This is a genomic window from Ferrovibrio sp. (assembly GCF_025869515.1).
GTDB lineage: Bacteria > Pseudomonadota > Alphaproteobacteria > Ferrovibrionales > Ferrovibrionaceae > Ferrovibrio.
Genome location: NZ_JAOZVR010000107.1, coordinates 1 through 15,761, shown reverse-complemented (window position 1 = coordinate 15,761; position 15,761 = coordinate 1). Strand labels below are relative to the sequence as shown.

Here is a 15,761-nt window from a genome sequence, read left to right as displayed (position 1 = left end):
CCAAGCCGGCAGCCAAGGCGAGCAGCCGGGCCCAGGCAAAGTCCAGGGCAAAGTCCAAGGTGAAAGCGAAGAGCGCACCGAAGAAGGTCGCGCCGAAGAAGACTGCCACGAAGGTGTCGGCGCCCGCAAAGGGCAAGCTGGTCTACTCGTTCGGCGATGGCAAGGCCGAGGGCCGCGCCAACATGCGCGATCTGCTGGGCGGCAAGGGTGCCAATCTCGCCGAGATGTCGAATATCGGCCTGCCGGTGCCGCCGGGCCTGACCATCACCACCGAGGTCTGTACTGCCTACTACAAGAACGGCAAGCAGTATCCCAGGGAACTCAAGGGCCAGGTCGAGACAGCACTCAGCCGTGTCGAGAAGCTGGTCGGCGCCAAATTCGGCGACGCCAGGATGCCGCTGCTGGTCTCGGTGCGCTCGGGCGCGCGCGCCTCGATGCCGGGCATGATGGATACCGTGCTCAATCTCGGCCTCAACGATGCCACCGTCGAGGCGCTGGCCAAGCAGTCGGGCAACGAGCGTTTCGCCTGGGACAGTTATCGCCGCTTCATCCAGATGTACTCCAACGTCGTGCTCGATGTCGGGCACGAGCATTTCGAGGAACTGCTCGAAATGCACAAGGAGGAGCATGGCCTCAATCTGGATACCGAGCTGAAGGCCGAAGACTGGAAGCAGCTGGTTGCCGCTTACAAGAAGAAGGTGCAGCAGGAGTTGGGCCGGCCCTTCCCGCAGAATGTGCATGACCAGCTCTGGGGTGCCATCGGCGCCGTGTTCTCCAGCTGGATGAACCAGCGCGCCATCACCTATCGCAGCCTGCATAACATCCCGGCCTCCTGGGGCACGGCGGTGAACGTGCAGGCGATGGTGTTCGGCAACATGGGCGAAACCTCGTGCACCGGCGTCGCCTTCACCCGCGATCCGGCGACCGGCGAGAAAACCTATTACGGCGAATACCTGATCAACGCCCAGGGCGAGGATGTCGTGGCCGGCATCCGCACCCCGCAGCAGCTGACCAAGGAAACGCGCCTGAAGGTGGGCAACGAGATGCCTTCCATGCAGGAGGCGATGCCGACCACGTTCAAGCAGCTGGTCGGCGTGTTCCAGAAACTGGAAAAGCACTACCGCGATATCCAGGATATCGAATTCACCGTCCAGCAGGGCAAGCTGTGGATGCTGCAGACCCGTTCGGGCAAGCGCACCGCCAAGGCGGCGATCAAGATCGCCGTCGACATGGTGAAGGAAAAGCTGATCACCCAGGCCGAAGCCGTCGAGCGCGTCGAGCCGGCCTCGCTGGACCAGCTGCTGCACCCGACGCCGGATCCCAAGGCCGAGCGCAAGGTGATCGCCAAGGGTCTGGCCGCTTCGCCGGGCGCCGCTTCGGGCAAGGCGGTGTTCCAGGCCGATGAGGCCGAGCAGTGGGCCGCCAAGGGCGAGGCCGTCATCCTCTGCCGCGTCGAGACTTCGCCGGAAGACATTCACGGCATGCATGCCGCCAAGGGCATCCTCACGGCGCGCGGCGGCACCACCAGCCATGCGGCGGTGGTGGCGCGCGGCATGGGCCGGCCCTGCGTCTCGGGCGCCGGCGGCATCCGCATCGACTACGCGGCCGGCAAGATGACGGTCGGCGACGTCACCGTGAACAAGGGCGACGTGATCACCATCGACGGTTCGACCGGCGAAGTGATCCTCGGCCTGATGCCGATGATCGAGCCGCAGCTGTCGGGCGATTTCGCCCAGCTGATGGCCTGGGCCGACAAGCTGCGCAAGCTGAAGGTCCGCACCAATGCCGAAACCCCGGCGGATGCGGAAACCGCCGTGCGCTTCGGCTGCGAAGGCATCGGCCTGTGCCGTACCGAGCATATGTTCTTCGATGCCGACCGCATCACCGCGGTACGCGAGATGATTCTCTCGCCGGCCGTCGAGGGCCGCAAGAAGGCGCTGGCCAAGATTTTGCCGATGCAGCGCGAGGATTTCGTGCAGCTGTTCAAGATCATGGCCGGCCGTCCGGTGACGATCCGCCTGCTCGATCCGCCGCTGCATGAATTCCTGCCCAAGACCGATGCCGATTTCGACGCGGTCGCGCGCGGTACCGGCCTGAGCGTTGCGGCCCTGAAGGAGCGCAAGAAGGCGCTGGAAGAGACTAACCCGATGCTGGGCCATCGCGGCTGCCGTCTCGGCATCAGCTATCCGGAAATCTACGAGATGCAGGCGCGCGCCATTTTCGAGGCGGCCGTCACGGTGTCGAAGGGCGGCGGCAAGCCGGTCGAGCCGGAAGTGATGATCCCGCTGGTCGCCACCAAGGCCGAGATCGACATCCTGAAGGCCCGCATCGATGCCGTGGCAGCCGAAGTGTTCAAGGAACAGGGCAAGAAGGTGAAGTACCTGGTCGGCACCATGATCGAGCTGCCGCGCGCGGCACTGCGCGCCGGCGACATCGCCCAGACCGCCGAATTCTTCTCCTTCGGCACCAACGACCTGACGCAGACCACGCTCGGCATCAGCCGGGATGATTCGGCGCTGTTCATGGAAGACTACCTCAAGGCCGGCATCTTCGAGCGCGATCCCTTCGTCACCATCGACCAGGCCGGCGTCGGCGAACTGGTGAAGATCGCGGCCGAGCGCGGCCGCGCCACCCGCAAGGATATCAAGCTCGGCATCTGCGGCGAGCATGGCGGCGATCCATCGTCGGTGCGCTTCTGCCACAATGCCGGCCTGGATTACGTGTCCTGCTCGCCCTATCGCGTGCCGATTGCCCGTCTGGCCGCGGCACAGGCGGCGATTTCCGAGGAAAAAGCCAGCGAAGCCTGAGCGGCGGGCAGCCTAACCAAACCGTAACGTGGCTGACTGGTAACTCCCGAGCCGTCAGGTATCGGCGCTAAAACAGGCGGCACCGGATATCCGGTGCCGCTTTTTTCTGTGGGAGAATCCAATGGTCAGCCAGACGATCGATTTCCTGGACTCACCCGACGAATGCGAAGCCGTCAGTTTTGCAGAAGCCCTGCAGCTTGGCGCCGAATGCGCCGCCTGGGCCTATGACGAGGCGTTTACCGATCCGCGGCAGGCAGGGCCAGCGCTGGATCGCATCTACGATATCATGCAGCGACTTCGCCATCTGAGCCTGTCCTGCGGTCATATGCGGGCTGCCGGTATCTGCGAGAAGGTCTGCCTGCTGATCGATATGGCCGCCAGCGACCTGCTGCGCAGCCTGCGCGACGAACTCGGGGCGCTGCGCCGCATCGTGATCGCCGCGATGCAGGGCAATATCGGCGCCGTGCTCTGCCACGCCTGAGAGCGATACCGATTGGTCGGTAATACGTTGAGGCCGCTCACTCGATCGTGATACGCGGCATCCGTGTGGCGGCGGCGTCGCGGTCGAGCTTGGCGGCCACCAGCTTTGCGATGGCGCGGTAGGCCTTTGCCTCGTCGCTGTCGGGCTTGGAAGCCACGATCGGCGCGCCGCTATCGCTGGTTTCGCGGATTGCGATATTGAGCGGCAGTTCGCCGAGGAAGTCGCAGCCCAGCTCCTCGGCCGTTCTGCGCGCGCCGCCATGGGCGAAAATCTCGCTGCGATGGCCGCAATTGGGGCAGCAGAAATAACTCATATTCTCGACGATGCCGAGCACCGGCACATCGACGCGGCGAAACATGTTCAGCCCCTTGCGCGCATCCAGCAGCGCGATGTCCTGCGGCGTGGAGACGATCACGGCGCCGGCCAGCGGCACGCGCTGCGCCATGGTCAGCTGGGCATCGCCGGTGCCGGGCGGCATGTCGACCACCAGCACGTCAAGTTCGCCCCATTCCACATCGCGCAGCATCTGTTCCAGCGCGCTCATCACCATCGGGCCGCGCCAGATCATCGGCGTGTCTTCCGGCACCAGGAAACCCATCGACATGCAGGGAATGCCCCAGCCCTGCAGGGGATGCAGGCGCTTGCCGTCGGGCGAATTCGGCTTGCCGGTGATGCCCATCATGCGCGGCAGCGACGGGCCGTAGATATCGGCATCGAGCAGGCCGACTTTCTTGCCGCCCTGGGCGAGCGCCAGCGCCAGGTTGACCGCCGTGGTGGACTTGCCGACGCCGCCTTTGCCTGATGCCACCGCGATGATCGAGCGGATGCCGGGAATGGCCGGACGTGCGCTGACATCCGGTGCGCCGGCAGGTTTCGCGCCGGGCTGCACGGCGGGACCGTGACTGTGGCTGTGGGCCGGCTGTGCGGCGCCAGCTTTGCTTCCCGGGCTTTCGGCGGTCAGCACCACGGTGGCGGAGGTGACGCCGGGCAGCCGGGCCACGGCCTGTTCGGCCGCCTTGCGCAGCGGTTCCTTGCGGGCGCCCTCCCTGGCGGGCACTTCCAGGACAAAACCGATATTGCCGCCCTTGATGACCAGGCCGGACACAATGCCGAGATCGACCACATTCTTGCCATGATCGGTGTCTACCACACCGCGCAGCGCGTCGATGATCTGCGCCTCAGTTACCCCGGTCATGCTTGAAATCCCTGTAAACGTTCCAATATTGTCGATTAATGGCAGGCAAAGCCGCGCTTGTCCCAAGTGATTGATATATAGCGGGGGCTGAGCCGCGGCAATTCATCTGCCCAACAGGATAACGTGAGGCAACGGGCCGGGGATGCGCGACAACCACCGGTAACAATGCGAAACTACTGCCGTTGCGCCGGCCTCGGATGAGCAGCGGGCGCGGACGGTCGGATTCAGACGGTTAAAAAGTCAGACGGTTAAGAAGGACGGTAGGATGCCCTGGAGCAATCAAGGTGGGGGTTGGCAAGGTGGCGGCGGCGGTGGCCGCGGGCCCTGGGGCCAGGGATCGGGCGGCGGGCGCGGCCCGGGCGGCGGCAATGGCGGCGGCCCGTTCGGCGGCCCCAATCCGCCCAGCCTGGAGGAAATCCTGCGCCGCGGCCAGGACAAGTTCCGCGGCATGCTGCCGGGCGGCGACGTCTCCGGCCGTGGCATCCTGCTGCTGATCCTGGTCGCCGTGGCGATCTGGTTCGGCACCGGCTTCTACCGCGTCGATACTGACGAGCAGGGCGTCGTGCTGCGTTTCGGCAAGGTGCATGCCGTTACCGAACCGGGCCTGCGCTATCGCCTGCCCTGGCCGGTCGACAGCGTGCTGACGCCGAAGGTGACCAGCGTGAACCGCGAGGAAATCGGTTTCCGTTCACTCGGCGATTCACCCACCCGCGGCGCGCAGACCCGCGACGTGCCGGAAGAAAGCCTGATGCTGACCGGCGACGAGAATATCGTCGATATCGATTTCACCGTGCTGTGGCAGGTGAAGGATGCCGGCCAGTATCTGTTCAACGTGGTCGAACCCTCGCGCACCATCAAGCAGGTGGCGGAAAGCGCCATCCGCGAAGTGGTCGGCAAGAACAACATCCAGTTCATCCTGACCGAAGGCCGCACCAAGATCGCCGACGACACCCGCCGCGTCATGCAGGCGGTGCTGGACGGCTACAGCGCCGGCGTGGTGATCACCCAGGTAGCGCTGCAGCGCACCGAGCCGCCGGCTTCGGTGATCGATGCCTTCCGCGACGTGCAGGCGGCGCAGGCCGACCGTGAGCGTGCCCAGAACGAGGCGGAAGCCTATCGGAACGACATCATCCCGCGTGCCCGCGGCGAGGTGCAGCGCCTGCTGCAGCAGGCAGAGGCCTACAAGCAGGAAGTCATCGCCAACGCCCAGGGTGACGCCAGCCGCTTCACCCAGGTTTACAACGAATACCGTCAGGCCAAGGACGTGACCACCAAGCGCATGTATCTCGAGACCATGGAACAGATCATGCGCGGCACCAACAAGGTGATCGTCGATAGCCAGGGCGGCGCCAACGGCGTGGTGCCGTATCTGCCGTTGCCGGAGCTGCAAAAGCAGCGCCAGCAGCAGCCGGCGCAGCAGCGATAAGGAGGAGACGCATCATGAACCGCTCGCTCCTCACCATCATCGTCATCGTTCTGGTTGCCGCCGGTTTCCTGGTCAAGGCATCGCTGTTCACCGTGCATCAGGCGCAGCAGGCGCTGGTGGTGCAGTTCGGCGATCCGCGCAGCGTGATCACCGAACCCGGCCTGAACATGAAGATTCCGCTGATCCAGGATGTGGTCTATTTCGACAAGCGCATTCTCGGCCTCGACGCGCAGCCGGAAGAAATCCTCACCTCCGACCAGCGCCGCCTGGTGGTCGACAGCTTTGTGCGCTATCGCATCACTAACCCACTGCTGTTCTATCAGACCGTTCGCAACGAACTCGGTCTGCGCGGCCGTCTGGCGCCGTCGGTGGCCAATGCCTTCCGCGGCGCCTTCGGCAAGCTGGATGCCAGCACGATCATCTCCGGCGACCGCCCCTCGGCGATGCAGCAGGTGACGAACACCCTGCAGGAAGACAGCCGCCGCCTCGGCATCGAGCTGGTCGATGTGCGCATCAAGCGCGCCGACTTCCCCGATACCATCGGCCAGGCGATTTTCCGCCGCATGCAGACCGAGCGTCAGCGCGAGGCCAACGAGCAGCGCGCCACCGGCTTCGAGCTGTCAGAAAAGATCCGTGCCGAGGCCGAGCGCCAACGCACCATTCTGATTGCCGATGCGCGGCGCCGTTCGGAAATCCTGCGCGGCGAAGGCGATGCCGAACGCACCAAGATTTTCGCCGAAGCCGCCAACAAGGATCCGGAATTCTACAATTTCTACCGGTCGCTGCAGGCCTATACCAAGGTGATGCAGCCGGGCGATACCACCATGGTTCTGTCGCCGGATTCCGAGTTCTTCAGGTTTTTTGACAGCCCGTCCGGCGCGCCGCGGCGTCCGGCCGGCCGCTGAGTGTGTTCGCTGCTGATGCGGCGAGGAGGAATATCATGGGTGTCATGATGCAGGCACGACTGATCCGGGGCTGCGCGGTTGCCGCCACCGCTCTGGTGCTGCTGTTCGGCGCAACTGCTGCGCAGGCGCGGGCGCCGGAAGGCGATTTCGCCGATCTGGCGGAGAAGCTGCTGCCGGCGGTGGTCAATATCTCGACGACGCAGACGGTGCAGAACCGGGGCGCCATGCCGGAAGGCCTGCCGCAGTTCCCGCCCGGTTCGCCGTTCGAGGATTTCTTCAAGGAATTCTTCGAACGCCAGCAGCGCGGCGAGGGCAACCGGCCGCCGCGCCAGGTGTCGTCGCTGGGTTCCGGCTTCATCATCGATGCGCGCGGCTATGTGGTGACCAACAACCATGTGATCGCCGAGGCCGACCAGGTTCGCGTCATCCTGCATGACAATACCGAACTGGAAGCCAAGGTGGTGGGCCGCGATCCAGAGGTGGATATCGCGGTGCTGAAGGTCGAGCCCAAGGGCCGCACGCTGACTGCGGTCAGCTGGGGCGATTCCGACAAGATCCGCGTCGGCCAGTGGACGCTGGCGATCGGCAATCCCTTCGGCCTCGGCGGCACCGTCACCGCCGGCATCATCTCGGCGCGCGGCCGCGACATCAACGCCGGCCGGTATGACGACTTCCTGCAGACCGATGCCTCGATCAACAAGGGCAATTCCGGCGGTCCGCTGTTCGACAAGGACGGCAATGTCATCGGCATCAACACCGCGATCTTCTCGCAGTCCGGCGGCTCGATCGGCATCGGCTTCGCCGTGCCGGCCAACCTGGCCCGCCCGGTGGTGCAGCAGCTGATCGAATTCGGTCGCACCAAGCGGGGCTGGCTCGGCGTGCAGATCCAGTCGGTCACCGACGAGATGACCGAGGCGCTCGGCCTGCAGCAGGCGCGCGGCGCCCTGGTGGCCAAGGTGGTCCCCGGCGGCCCGGCGCAGAAGGCCGGCATCGATTCCGGCGACGTGATCACCAGCTTCGACGGCAAGCAGATCGCCTCCACCAACGCGCTGACCCGCAGCGTGGCGGAAACGCCGGTCGGCAAGAGCGTCAATGTCGAGATCATCCGCAAGGGCAAGAAGCAGATTGTGAAGGCCACGCTGGGCGAGCTGGAAGCGGCGCTCGCCTCGGCCAAGCAGGAAAGCAGCCAGAAGGCCGATGCGGCGCGGCCGAAGGCCGGTCGCAACGAAACCGATCTGGCCGATCTCGGCGTGCGCGTGGCACCACTGACCAAGGAACTGCGCCAGAAGCACGACATCAAGGATGACGTGAAGGGCGTGGTGATCACCGATGTGGAAGCCGATGGTCCGGCGGCCAAGCGCGATGTGCGCATCGGCGACGTGATCATCGAGATGGCGCAGTCGGAAATCCGCAATACCGACGACGCGGTGGAAATGCTCAAGGCGCTGAAGGATGCCAAGCGCAAGGTGGCGCTGTTGCAGATCCAGCGCGCCGGCGAGCCGCGCTTCGTGCCGGTACCGCTGAAATCCTGAGCGATCCCCGCAGGGCAATAAAAAAGGCCGGCTGAAGAGCCGGCCTTTTTCGTTTCGATCCGTGCGGTTTATTCGATTTCTCTGGCGTTCTGCACGATCTTGCCGACCAGGCCGTATTCCACCGCCTGCTCCGCGCTCATCCAGTAATCGCGATCGGTATCCTTCTCCACCCGCTCCAGCGTTTGGCCGGTCTCGCGGGCGAAAATCTCGTTCAGCCGCTTGCGCATGCGGATGATTTCCTTGGCCTGGATGGCGACATCCGAGGCCGTGCCGCCGGCGCCACCGGACGGCTGGTGCAGCAGGAAGCGGGTATTGGGCAGGCTGAAGCGGTTTTCCCGCTTCGCCGCGGCATAGATCAGCGCGCCGGCCGAGGCGACCCAGCCGGTTCCGACCACGCGCACATCCGGCTTCACGAACTTGATCATGTCATAGATCGTGTCGCCCGATTCGACATGGCCGCCCTGGCTGTTGATGAAAATGGTGATCGGATCCTCGCCGGACGACTGCAGGGCGAGCAGGCGGGCCGAGACTTCCTTGGCGATCTTCTGGTCGATGCCGCCATAGATCAGGATGGTGCGCGCCTTGAACAGGCGCTCCTCGATGCCGGGATTTTCCTTCTTGGCCTTTTCGGCCTCGCCGTTCTGCTCCGGCTTGTCGTCGTCTTCGTCATCGAGCCGGCTGTCGGCGGGCTGGGTAATGCGGTTCAGCATGCGGGAAAAGCTCCTGAAAAACGCGCCTGAAAAGCTCTTGTCTGGTATCCCACGGGGGCGCCGGGCCTGCAAGGCTCAGGCCCCCCGGGGCGCCTTCTGGAGAGGGGGCCGCGGCTAGGCAAAAGCCCGGCTTTTCCGCTAGGCTCCGGCCACACTCTCCAGCCGGATAAGAAAGGTCGCCCCATGCTGAAAGGCAAGTCCGCCGTCGTCACCGGTTCCACCAGCGGCATCGGCCTGGGCATCGCCCGGGCGTTCGCCGGACAGGGCGTCAACCTGATGCTGAATGGTTTCGGCGATGCCGCCGAGATCGAGAAACTGCGCGCCGGCCTGACCGCCGAATTCGGCGTCAAGGTACTCTACGATGGCGCCGACATGAGCAAGGGCGAGGCGATTGCCGCTTTCATGAAGAAGGCCGCGGATGGCCTCGGCGGCGTCGACATCCTGGTCAACAATGCCGGCATCCAGTTCGTCTCCCCGGTGGATGAATTCCCCGAGGCGAAATGGGAGGCGATCGCCAATATCAATCTCAGCTCCAGCTTCCACACCATCAAGGCGGCATTGCCCGGTATGAAGCAGAAGGGCTGGGGCCGCATCGTCAATATCGCCTCGGCGCATGGCCTGGTGGCCTCGCCGTTCAAGTCGGCCTATGTGGCGGCCAAGCATGGCCAGGTCGGCCTCACGAAAAGCGTGGCGCTGGAAGTGGCCGAGGCCGGCATCACGGTGAATGCGATTTGTCCAGGTTACGTGCGCACACCGCTGGTGGAAAACCAGATCGCCGACCAGGCCAAGGTGCACAAGATGTCGCAGGAGCAGGTGATCCGCGAGGTGATCCTCGCCGCCCAGCCGACCAAGAAATTCGTCGAGGTCGAGGAAGTGGCGGCGCTGGCGGTCTATCTCTGCGGCGACATGGCGAAGTCGATCACCGGCACGTCGATCGCCATCGATGGTGGCTGGACGGCGCGGTAATCAAAAAAACTCGTGGATGGCCGGGTCAAGCCCGGCCATGACGATTTACGAGAATGAGCGCTTACAACAAAGACCGTCATCCTCGGGCTTGACCCGAGGATCCACGTCTTGCTTCAGCCCCGTCCGAAAACCTCGTCGGCGCGATAGCCCTGCAGATAGAGCAGCGCGGTCAGGTCGCCGTGGCGGATGTTGATCCTGGCCGCCGCCTGCACCGCCGGCTTGGCGTGATAGGCCACGCCGTAGCCCGCCGCTTCCAGCATGGCGAGATCGTTGGCGCCGTCGCCCACCGCCATGCAGTCGGCCACAGCGATGCCGCGTTCGCGCGCCACGCGCTGCAGGGCTTCCAGCTTGGCTTCGCGGCCGAGGATCGGCTCGGCGATGCCGGCAATGGCATCGTTCTCGATCAGCATCGTATTGGCCTGCTGCTCGTCAAAGCCGAGCTGCTCGGCAATCGGCCTTGTGTAATAATCGAAGCCGCCGGAGACCAACGCGCAATGCACGCCGTGAGTCTTCAGCGTCGTGACCAGGGCGGCGGCACCGGGCATCAGCCTGATGCGCTTGGCTGCGTCGTCGAGCAGGCTGGCCGGCTGGCCCTTCAGCAGGGCAACGCGCTCGCGGATCGCGGCATAAAAATCGAGTTCGCCATTCATCGCCTTGCGCGTGATCTCGGCGACCTGCTCGCCGATCTCGGCCAGATAGGCCAGCTCGTCCAGCATCTCGTTGCGGATGATGGTCGATTCCATATCGGCGACCAGCGCCTTCTTGCGGCGGTTGGGCGTATTGGCCTGGGCCACCACATCGACCGGCGCGTTGCGCAGCGCGATGCGCGCCACCTTTTCGGCCTCTTTCAGGTCGACGCCATCGAAGGGAATGTCGCAGGCGATGCCCGGATCGAGCCAGTCGGCCGGGCCGACCCGGCCGCGGGCGAGCGCCAGCGCATCGCGCACGGCACTGGCGAGCCTTGGCGTCAGCACGGCGTTATGGGGCGCGGTGATCAGGGTCAGAATGTTTTGCATCGGCCTCTTCTAGGCCTGTAAAAGGGGCGACGCAACCGACAGGCCCGCTCAGATGGACCCTTCCAAAGCCCCGATTATCGTGCTTGCCGGCCCGACCGCCAGCGGCAAGTCGGCGCTCGGCATCAGTATCGCGGAGAAGGTCGGCGGCACGATCATCAATGCCGACAGCATGCAGGTCTATCGCGACCTGCGCATCCTGACGGCACGGCCGACCGACGAGGAGATGCTCCGGGTGCCGCACCGGCTTTACGGGGTGCTGGACGGCGCCCTGCATGGTACCGCTGCCGTCTGGGTCGATCTGGCCAGGCAGGCAATCGCCGAGACGCTGGCCGAGGGCCGTGTGCCGATCCTGCTGGGTGGCACCGGCATGTATCTGCGCAGCCTGTTCGAAGGCCTGGCCGAGATTCCGGTGATCCCGGACGATATCCGGGCCGCGGTCCGGGCCCGGCTGGACGCAGAAGGTCCGGCCGCCCTGCATGCCGTTCTGGCCGGCGCCGATCCGGACACCGCCGCCCAGCTCAAGCCCGGCGACCGCCAGCGGCTGGTGCGGGCCTGGGAGGTGCTGCAGGCCACCGGTCGCGGCCTGGCCGCCTGGCAGGCCGACACGCCGAGCAGCCCGCCGCTGCAGAATCCGGTCTGCCGCCTGCTGCTGCGGCCGCCGCGCGACAGCCTCTATGCCCGGATCGACCGGCGTTTCGAGGGGATGGTGGCGGCCGGCGCCGTGGAGGAGGCCCGGGCCGTGCTGGCGCGGACCGACATCCCGGCCGATGCGCCGATGCGCAAGGCCCATGGACTTCCGGAATTAATCCAATATCTTAAGGGCGAGATCAGTCTCGACGAGGCGATCCGCATCGGCCAGCTCAACACCCGGCATTACGCCAAGCGGCAGACCACCTGGTTCCGGCACCAGTTCGCCGCCGACCTGGTTGTGGAAAAAGATCTAAGTCAGCAAGAAAATTTCAACCTGGAGGCGGAAATCTTTCCATTCATTGTGAGATACCTATTGACCGTGCGCGGAGCGGCTGTTTAGTTTGGCGCCGCTTTTGACGGCCGGAGCGGCGTGTTCCGGCCGATTTTCGTCTAATAGGCCAGTTTGTCTCACAGGGCTGTCAGCCCGAAGGATTTGAGCGTCATGTCCACCGCAGCCCAGGCCGCACCGGCCCAGATGCCAGACAAGCAGATGAGTGGTGCTGAAATGCTGATCAAGGCCCTGATCGACCAGGGTGTTGAGGTCGTATTCGGCTACCCCGGCGGCGCGGTCCTTCCGATTTACGACGCGCTGTTCAAGCAGAATGCCATCCGCCACATCCTGGTGCGCCATGAGCAGGGCGCGGTGCATGCCGCCGAAGGCTATGCCCGCTCGACCGGCAAACCCGGCGTGGTGCTGGTCACCTCCGGCCCCGGCGCGACCAATGCCGTCACCGGCCTGACCGATGCACTGCTCGATTCGATCCCAGTGATCTGCCTGACCGGCCAGGTCGCCACCCATCTGGTCGGCACCGACGCCTTCCAGGAATGCGACACCACCGGCATCACCCGGCCCTGCACCAAGCACAACTATCTTGTGAAGAATGTCGACGACCTGTCGCGCGTCGTGCATGAGGCTTTCTACGTCGCCACCGCTGGCCGTCCCGGTCCGGTGGTGATCGACCTGCCCAAGGACGTGCAGGTCGCCACCGGCGCCTACACCGCCAAGGACAATATCAAGCATAAGACCTATCGTCCGCAGGTGAATGGCGACGATGCGAAGATCAAGGAAGCAGTCGCGCTGATGGCGGCTGCCGAGCGTCCGGTCTTCTACACCGGCGGCGGTATCATCAATGCCGGGCCGAAGGCGTCCGAGCTGCTGCGCCAGTTCGTGCAGTTGACCGGTTTCCCGATCACCAACACGCTGATGGGTCTGGGCGGCTATCCCGCCACTGACCGGCAGTTCCTCGGCATGCTGGGCATGCATGGCACCTGGGAAGCCAATCATGCGATGCATGATTGCGACGTGATGATCAATATCGGCGCGCGTTTCGACGACCGCATCACCGGCCGCCTGAATGCCTTCTCGCCGGGTTCGAAGAAAATCCATGTCGATATCGATCCGTCCTCGCACAACAAGACCGTGCGCTGCGACCTCAATATCGTCGGCGATGCCTGCAAGGTTCTGGAGCAGATGATCGCCGCCTGGAAACAGGGCGGCTACAAGCCGAACCAGAAGGCGCTCGACAGGTGGTGGCAGCAGATCGACCAGTGGCGTGCCCGCGACAGCCTGAAGTACAAGACGGATCCGAAGATCATCAAGCCGCAACAGGCGATTCAGCGGCTGTATGAGCTGACCAAGGACCAGGACACCTTCATCACCACCGAAGTGGGCCAGCACCAGATGTGGGCGGCCCAGTTCTACAAGTTCAACAAGCCGAACCGCTGGATGACCTCGGGCGGCCTGGGCACCATGGGCTACGGCCTGCCGGCCGCCATCGGCGTGCAGCTCGGCCATCCGGGCAAGCTGGTGGTGGATATCGCCGGCGAGGCCTCGATCCTGATGAACATCCAGGAGCTGGGCACCGCGGCGCAGTTCCGCCTGCCGGTGAAGGTGTTCATCCTCAACAACGAATATATGGGCATGGTGCGCCAGTGGCAGCAGCTGCTGCATGGCGGCCGCTATTCGCAGAGCTATTCGGAATCGCTGCCCGATTTCGTCAAGCTGGCGGAAGCCTTCCATTGCCGGGGCCTGCGCGTCACCGATCCGGCCGATCTCGATGCCGTCATCAAGGAGATGATCGCCATCGATGGGCCGGTGGTGGTCGATGTCGCCGTCGACAAGGCGGAGAACTGCTTCCCGATGGTGCCATCGGGTGCGGCGCATAACGAAATGATCCTGGCCGACGACAAGCCGAAGGATCCGGCCAACGCCAGCGTCAGCGAAGAAGGCATGGCCCTCGTCTGAGGTCCGGCGTCACAGCATAGAAGAAATCGAACCATGTCCGCGCCGCAGCAGCCGATCCAGTCCCATATCCTCTCCGTGCTCGTCGATAACGAGCCCGGCATCCTCGCCCGCGTGGTCGGGCTGTTTTCCGGCCGCGGCTACAATATCGAAAGCCTCACCGTGGCCGAGGTCTCCGATGCAGCCCATCTGTCGCGCATCACGGTGGTCACCTCCGGCCCGGCCAATGTGATCGAGCAGATCAAGGCGCAGCTCGGCCGTCTGGTGCCAGTTCATAATGTGCACGACCTGACGGTCGAGGGTCCGCATATCGCGCGCGAACTGGCGCTGATCAAGGTCGCGGGCACCGGCGAGAAGCGCGTGGAATCCTTGCGCATCGCCGATATCTTCCGCGCCCGCGCGGTGGACAGCACGATTGAATCCTTCGTCTTCGAACTGACCGGCGCGCCGGAAAAGATCACCGCCTTCGTCGAGCTGATGAAGCCGCTTGGCCTGGTCGATGTCTCGCGCACCGGCGTGGTGGCGATCAGCCGCGGCCCGAAACCGCTGTAAGGGCCGCATTAACTCTTTGTAACCCGAATCATAACAACGACGCTTTCCGAGGAGAGACCAAGATGCGCGTTTACTACGACCGCGATGCGGACCTGAACCTGATCAAGGGCAAGAAGGTTGTCATCATTGGCTATGGCAGCCAGGGCCATGCCCATGCGATGAACCTGAAGGACAGCGGCGTGAAGAACATCGCCGTTGCGCTGCGCAAGGGTTCGGCCGGCACCAAGAAGGCCGAAGAGGCCGGCTTCAAGGTGATGACCCCCACCGAAGCCGCCAAGTGGGCCGATGTGGTGATGGTGCTGACCCCCGATGAGGGCCAGTCCGACCTGTGGACCAACGATCTGCGCGACAACATGAAGGAAGGCGCCGCGCTTGCCTTCGCGCATGGCCTGAACATCCATTTCAACCTGATCGAGCCGCGCAAGGACCTCGATGTCTTCATGATCGCGCCGAAGGGCCCGGGCCATACCGTGCGTTCGGAATACCTCAAGGGCGGCGGCGTGCCGTCGCTGGTCGCCGTGCACCAGAATGCCTCGGGCAACGCGCTGGAAATCGCGCTGAGCTACGCCTCGGCCAATGGCGGCGGCAAGGCCGGCATCATCGAGACCACCTTCCAGGAAGAATGCGAAACCGACCTGTTCGGCGAGCAGGTGGTGCTCTGCGGCGGTCTGGTCGAACTGATCAAGGCCGGCTACGAGACGCTGGTGGAAGCCGGCTACGCCCCGGAGATGGCCTATTTCGAGTGCCTGCATGAAGTGAAGCTGATCGTGGACCTGATCTACGAAGGCGGCATCGCCAACATGAACTACTCGATCTCCAACACCGCCGAATATGGCGAATACGTCACCGGCCCGCGCATCATCACCTCGGAGACCAAGGCCGAGATGAAGCGCGTGCTGGACGACATCCAGTCCGGCCGCTTCACCCGCAACTGGATGCTGGAAAACAAGGTCAACCAGACCTCGTTCAAGGCGACCCGCGCCAAGCTGGCGCAGCATCCGATCGAGGAAGTGGGTGCCAAGCTGCGCGCCATGATGCCCTGGATCTCGAAGAACAAGCTGGTCGACAAGGCCCGCTCGAACTAAGGGTTTATACCCGTTACGTCAGCGGCCGGCGGTGATGAACCGCCGGCCGTTTTCGGTTGCCCGGCTGTCGTTTCCGCCAAAGAAAACGCGAAAAGGGGGAGAAGTAAATGCCCAAGTCCTGGTTGCCGGTGTCGGCAAGATTCCATTAGCCACT

The 15,761-nt window shown here is 64.3% G+C and carries 13 protein-coding genes; 10 read left to right on the top strand and 3 right to left on the bottom strand.

Annotated elements, in window-relative coordinates; all coding sequences use genetic code 11:
* Positions 1-113 precede the first annotated feature (113 nt).
* The gene (gene ppdK, locus OJJ21_RS18785; protein WP_297688730.1) at positions 114-2,807 is read left to right on the top strand and encodes a pyruvate, phosphate dikinase; all 2,694 of its coding nucleotides are present in this window, start codon (positions 114-116) and stop codon (positions 2,805-2,807) included.
* A 121-nt stretch (positions 2,808-2,928) separates the two neighbouring features.
* On the top strand, positions 2,929-3,288 hold the full coding sequence (locus tag OJJ21_RS18780) for a hypothetical protein (protein WP_297688684.1): 360 nt from the start codon (positions 2,929-2,931) through the stop codon (positions 3,286-3,288).
* A 37-nt stretch (positions 3,289-3,325) separates the two neighbouring features.
* Here OJJ21_RS18780 and apbC read toward each other — a convergent pair whose 3' ends face one another.
* Positions 3,326-4,483 (bottom strand): iron-sulfur cluster carrier protein ApbC, encoded by a 1,158-nt coding sequence (gene apbC, locus OJJ21_RS18775; RefSeq protein WP_297688682.1) that lies wholly within the window; start codon positions 4,481-4,483, stop codon positions 3,326-3,328.
* 265 nt (positions 4,484-4,748) lie between these two features.
* Here apbC and hflK point away from each other — a divergent pair, with 265 nt between their 5' ends.
* Genes hflK through OJJ21_RS18760 form a run of 3 tightly spaced genes read left to right on the top strand, consistent with a single transcriptional unit; the run spans position 4,749 to position 8,346 of the window.
* Positions 4,749-5,909, top strand: a complete 1,161-nt coding sequence (gene hflK / locus OJJ21_RS18770; RefSeq protein ID WP_297688680.1) for an FtsH protease activity modulator HflK — start codon at positions 4,749-4,751, stop codon at positions 5,907-5,909.
* A gap of 14 nt (positions 5,910-5,923) precedes the next feature.
* Positions 5,924-6,814, top strand: coding sequence for a protease modulator HflC (locus tag OJJ21_RS18765; RefSeq protein ID WP_297688678.1), 891 nt, complete (start codon positions 5,924-5,926; stop codon positions 6,812-6,814).
* Positions 6,815-6,849: 35 nt separating this feature from the next.
* A complete protein-coding gene (locus OJJ21_RS18760; protein WP_297688676.1) occupies positions 6,850-8,346 on the top strand; it encodes a DegQ family serine endoprotease in 1,497 nt (498 codons plus the stop codon).
* Positions 8,347-8,414: 68 nt separating this feature from the next.
* Here OJJ21_RS18760 and OJJ21_RS18755 read toward each other — a convergent pair whose 3' ends face one another.
* The gene (locus OJJ21_RS18755) at positions 8,415-9,056 is read right to left on the bottom strand and encodes an ATP-dependent Clp protease proteolytic subunit (RefSeq protein WP_297688674.1); all 642 of its coding nucleotides are present in this window, start codon (positions 9,054-9,056) and stop codon (positions 8,415-8,417) included.
* A 183-nt stretch (positions 9,057-9,239) separates the two neighbouring features.
* On the opposite strand from OJJ21_RS18755, the gene OJJ21_RS18750 reads away from it, so the two are divergent.
* Positions 9,240-10,022: a 3-hydroxybutyrate dehydrogenase gene (locus OJJ21_RS18750; RefSeq protein ID WP_297688671.1), complete on the top strand. Its 783-nt coding sequence runs from the start codon at positions 9,240-9,242 to the stop codon at positions 10,020-10,022.
* A 113-nt stretch (positions 10,023-10,135) separates the two neighbouring features.
* Here the strand turns inward: OJJ21_RS18750 and serB are convergent, their stop codons facing one another.
* Complete coding sequence (gene serB / locus OJJ21_RS18745) at positions 10,136-11,038, bottom strand: phosphoserine phosphatase SerB (RefSeq protein WP_297688670.1); 903 nt, start codon at positions 11,036-11,038, stop codon at positions 10,136-10,138.
* Positions 11,039-11,090: 52 nt separating this feature from the next.
* On the opposite strand from serB, the gene miaA reads away from it, so the two are divergent.
* The 4 genes from miaA (at position 11,091) to ilvC (ending at position 15,607) form a co-directional block, all read left to right on the top strand.
* Positions 11,091-12,068, top strand: a complete 978-nt coding sequence (gene miaA, locus OJJ21_RS18740) for a tRNA (adenosine(37)-N6)-dimethylallyltransferase MiaA (protein WP_297688668.1) — start codon at positions 11,091-11,093, stop codon at positions 12,066-12,068.
* Between the two features lie 135 nt (positions 12,069-12,203).
* On the top strand, positions 12,204-13,973 hold the full coding sequence (locus OJJ21_RS18735; protein ID WP_297688727.1) for an acetolactate synthase 3 large subunit: 1,770 nt from the start codon (positions 12,204-12,206) through the stop codon (positions 13,971-13,973).
* Positions 13,974-14,006: 33 nt separating this feature from the next.
* Positions 14,007-14,522, top strand: coding sequence for an acetolactate synthase small subunit (gene ilvN, locus OJJ21_RS18730; RefSeq protein WP_297688666.1), 516 nt, complete (start codon positions 14,007-14,009; stop codon positions 14,520-14,522).
* Between the two features lie 62 nt (positions 14,523-14,584).
* A complete protein-coding gene (ilvC, locus tag OJJ21_RS18725; RefSeq protein ID WP_297688663.1) occupies positions 14,585-15,607 on the top strand; it encodes a ketol-acid reductoisomerase in 1,023 nt (340 codons plus the stop codon).
* The last annotated feature ends 154 nt before the right edge of the window (positions 15,608-15,761 follow it).

Excerpts from the sequence above, each read along its gene's own strand:
- OJJ21_RS18780 (WP_297688684.1), top strand. The coding sequence starts at position 2,929 with ATGGTCAGCCAGACGATCGATTTCCTGGACTCACCCGACGAATGCGAA.
- apbC (WP_297688682.1), bottom strand. The coding sequence starts at position 4,483 with ATGACCGGGGTAACTGAGGCGCAGATCATCGACGCGCTGCGCGGTGTG.
- hflK (WP_297688680.1), top strand. The coding sequence starts at position 4,749 with ATGCCCTGGAGCAATCAAGGTGGGGGTTGGCAAGGTGGCGGCGGCGGT.
- OJJ21_RS18765 (WP_297688678.1), top strand. The coding sequence starts at position 5,924 with ATGAACCGCTCGCTCCTCACCATCATCGTCATCGTTCTGGTTGCCGCC.
- OJJ21_RS18760 (WP_297688676.1), top strand. The coding sequence starts at position 6,850 with ATGGGTGTCATGATGCAGGCACGACTGATCCGGGGCTGCGCGGTTGCC.
- OJJ21_RS18755 (WP_297688674.1), bottom strand. The coding sequence starts at position 9,056 with ATGCTGAACCGCATTACCCAGCCCGCCGACAGCCGGCTCGATGACGAA.
- OJJ21_RS18750 (WP_297688671.1), top strand. The coding sequence starts at position 9,240 with ATGCTGAAAGGCAAGTCCGCCGTCGTCACCGGTTCCACCAGCGGCATC.
- serB (WP_297688670.1), bottom strand. The coding sequence starts at position 11,038 with ATGCAAAACATTCTGACCCTGATCACCGCGCCCCATAACGCCGTGCTG.
- miaA (WP_297688668.1), top strand. The coding sequence starts at position 11,091 with ATGGACCCTTCCAAAGCCCCGATTATCGTGCTTGCCGGCCCGACCGCC.
- OJJ21_RS18735 (WP_297688727.1), top strand. The coding sequence starts at position 12,204 with ATGCCAGACAAGCAGATGAGTGGTGCTGAAATGCTGATCAAGGCCCTG.
- ilvN (WP_297688666.1), top strand. The coding sequence starts at position 14,007 with ATGTCCGCGCCGCAGCAGCCGATCCAGTCCCATATCCTCTCCGTGCTC.
- ilvC (WP_297688663.1), top strand. The coding sequence starts at position 14,585 with ATGCGCGTTTACTACGACCGCGATGCGGACCTGAACCTGATCAAGGGC.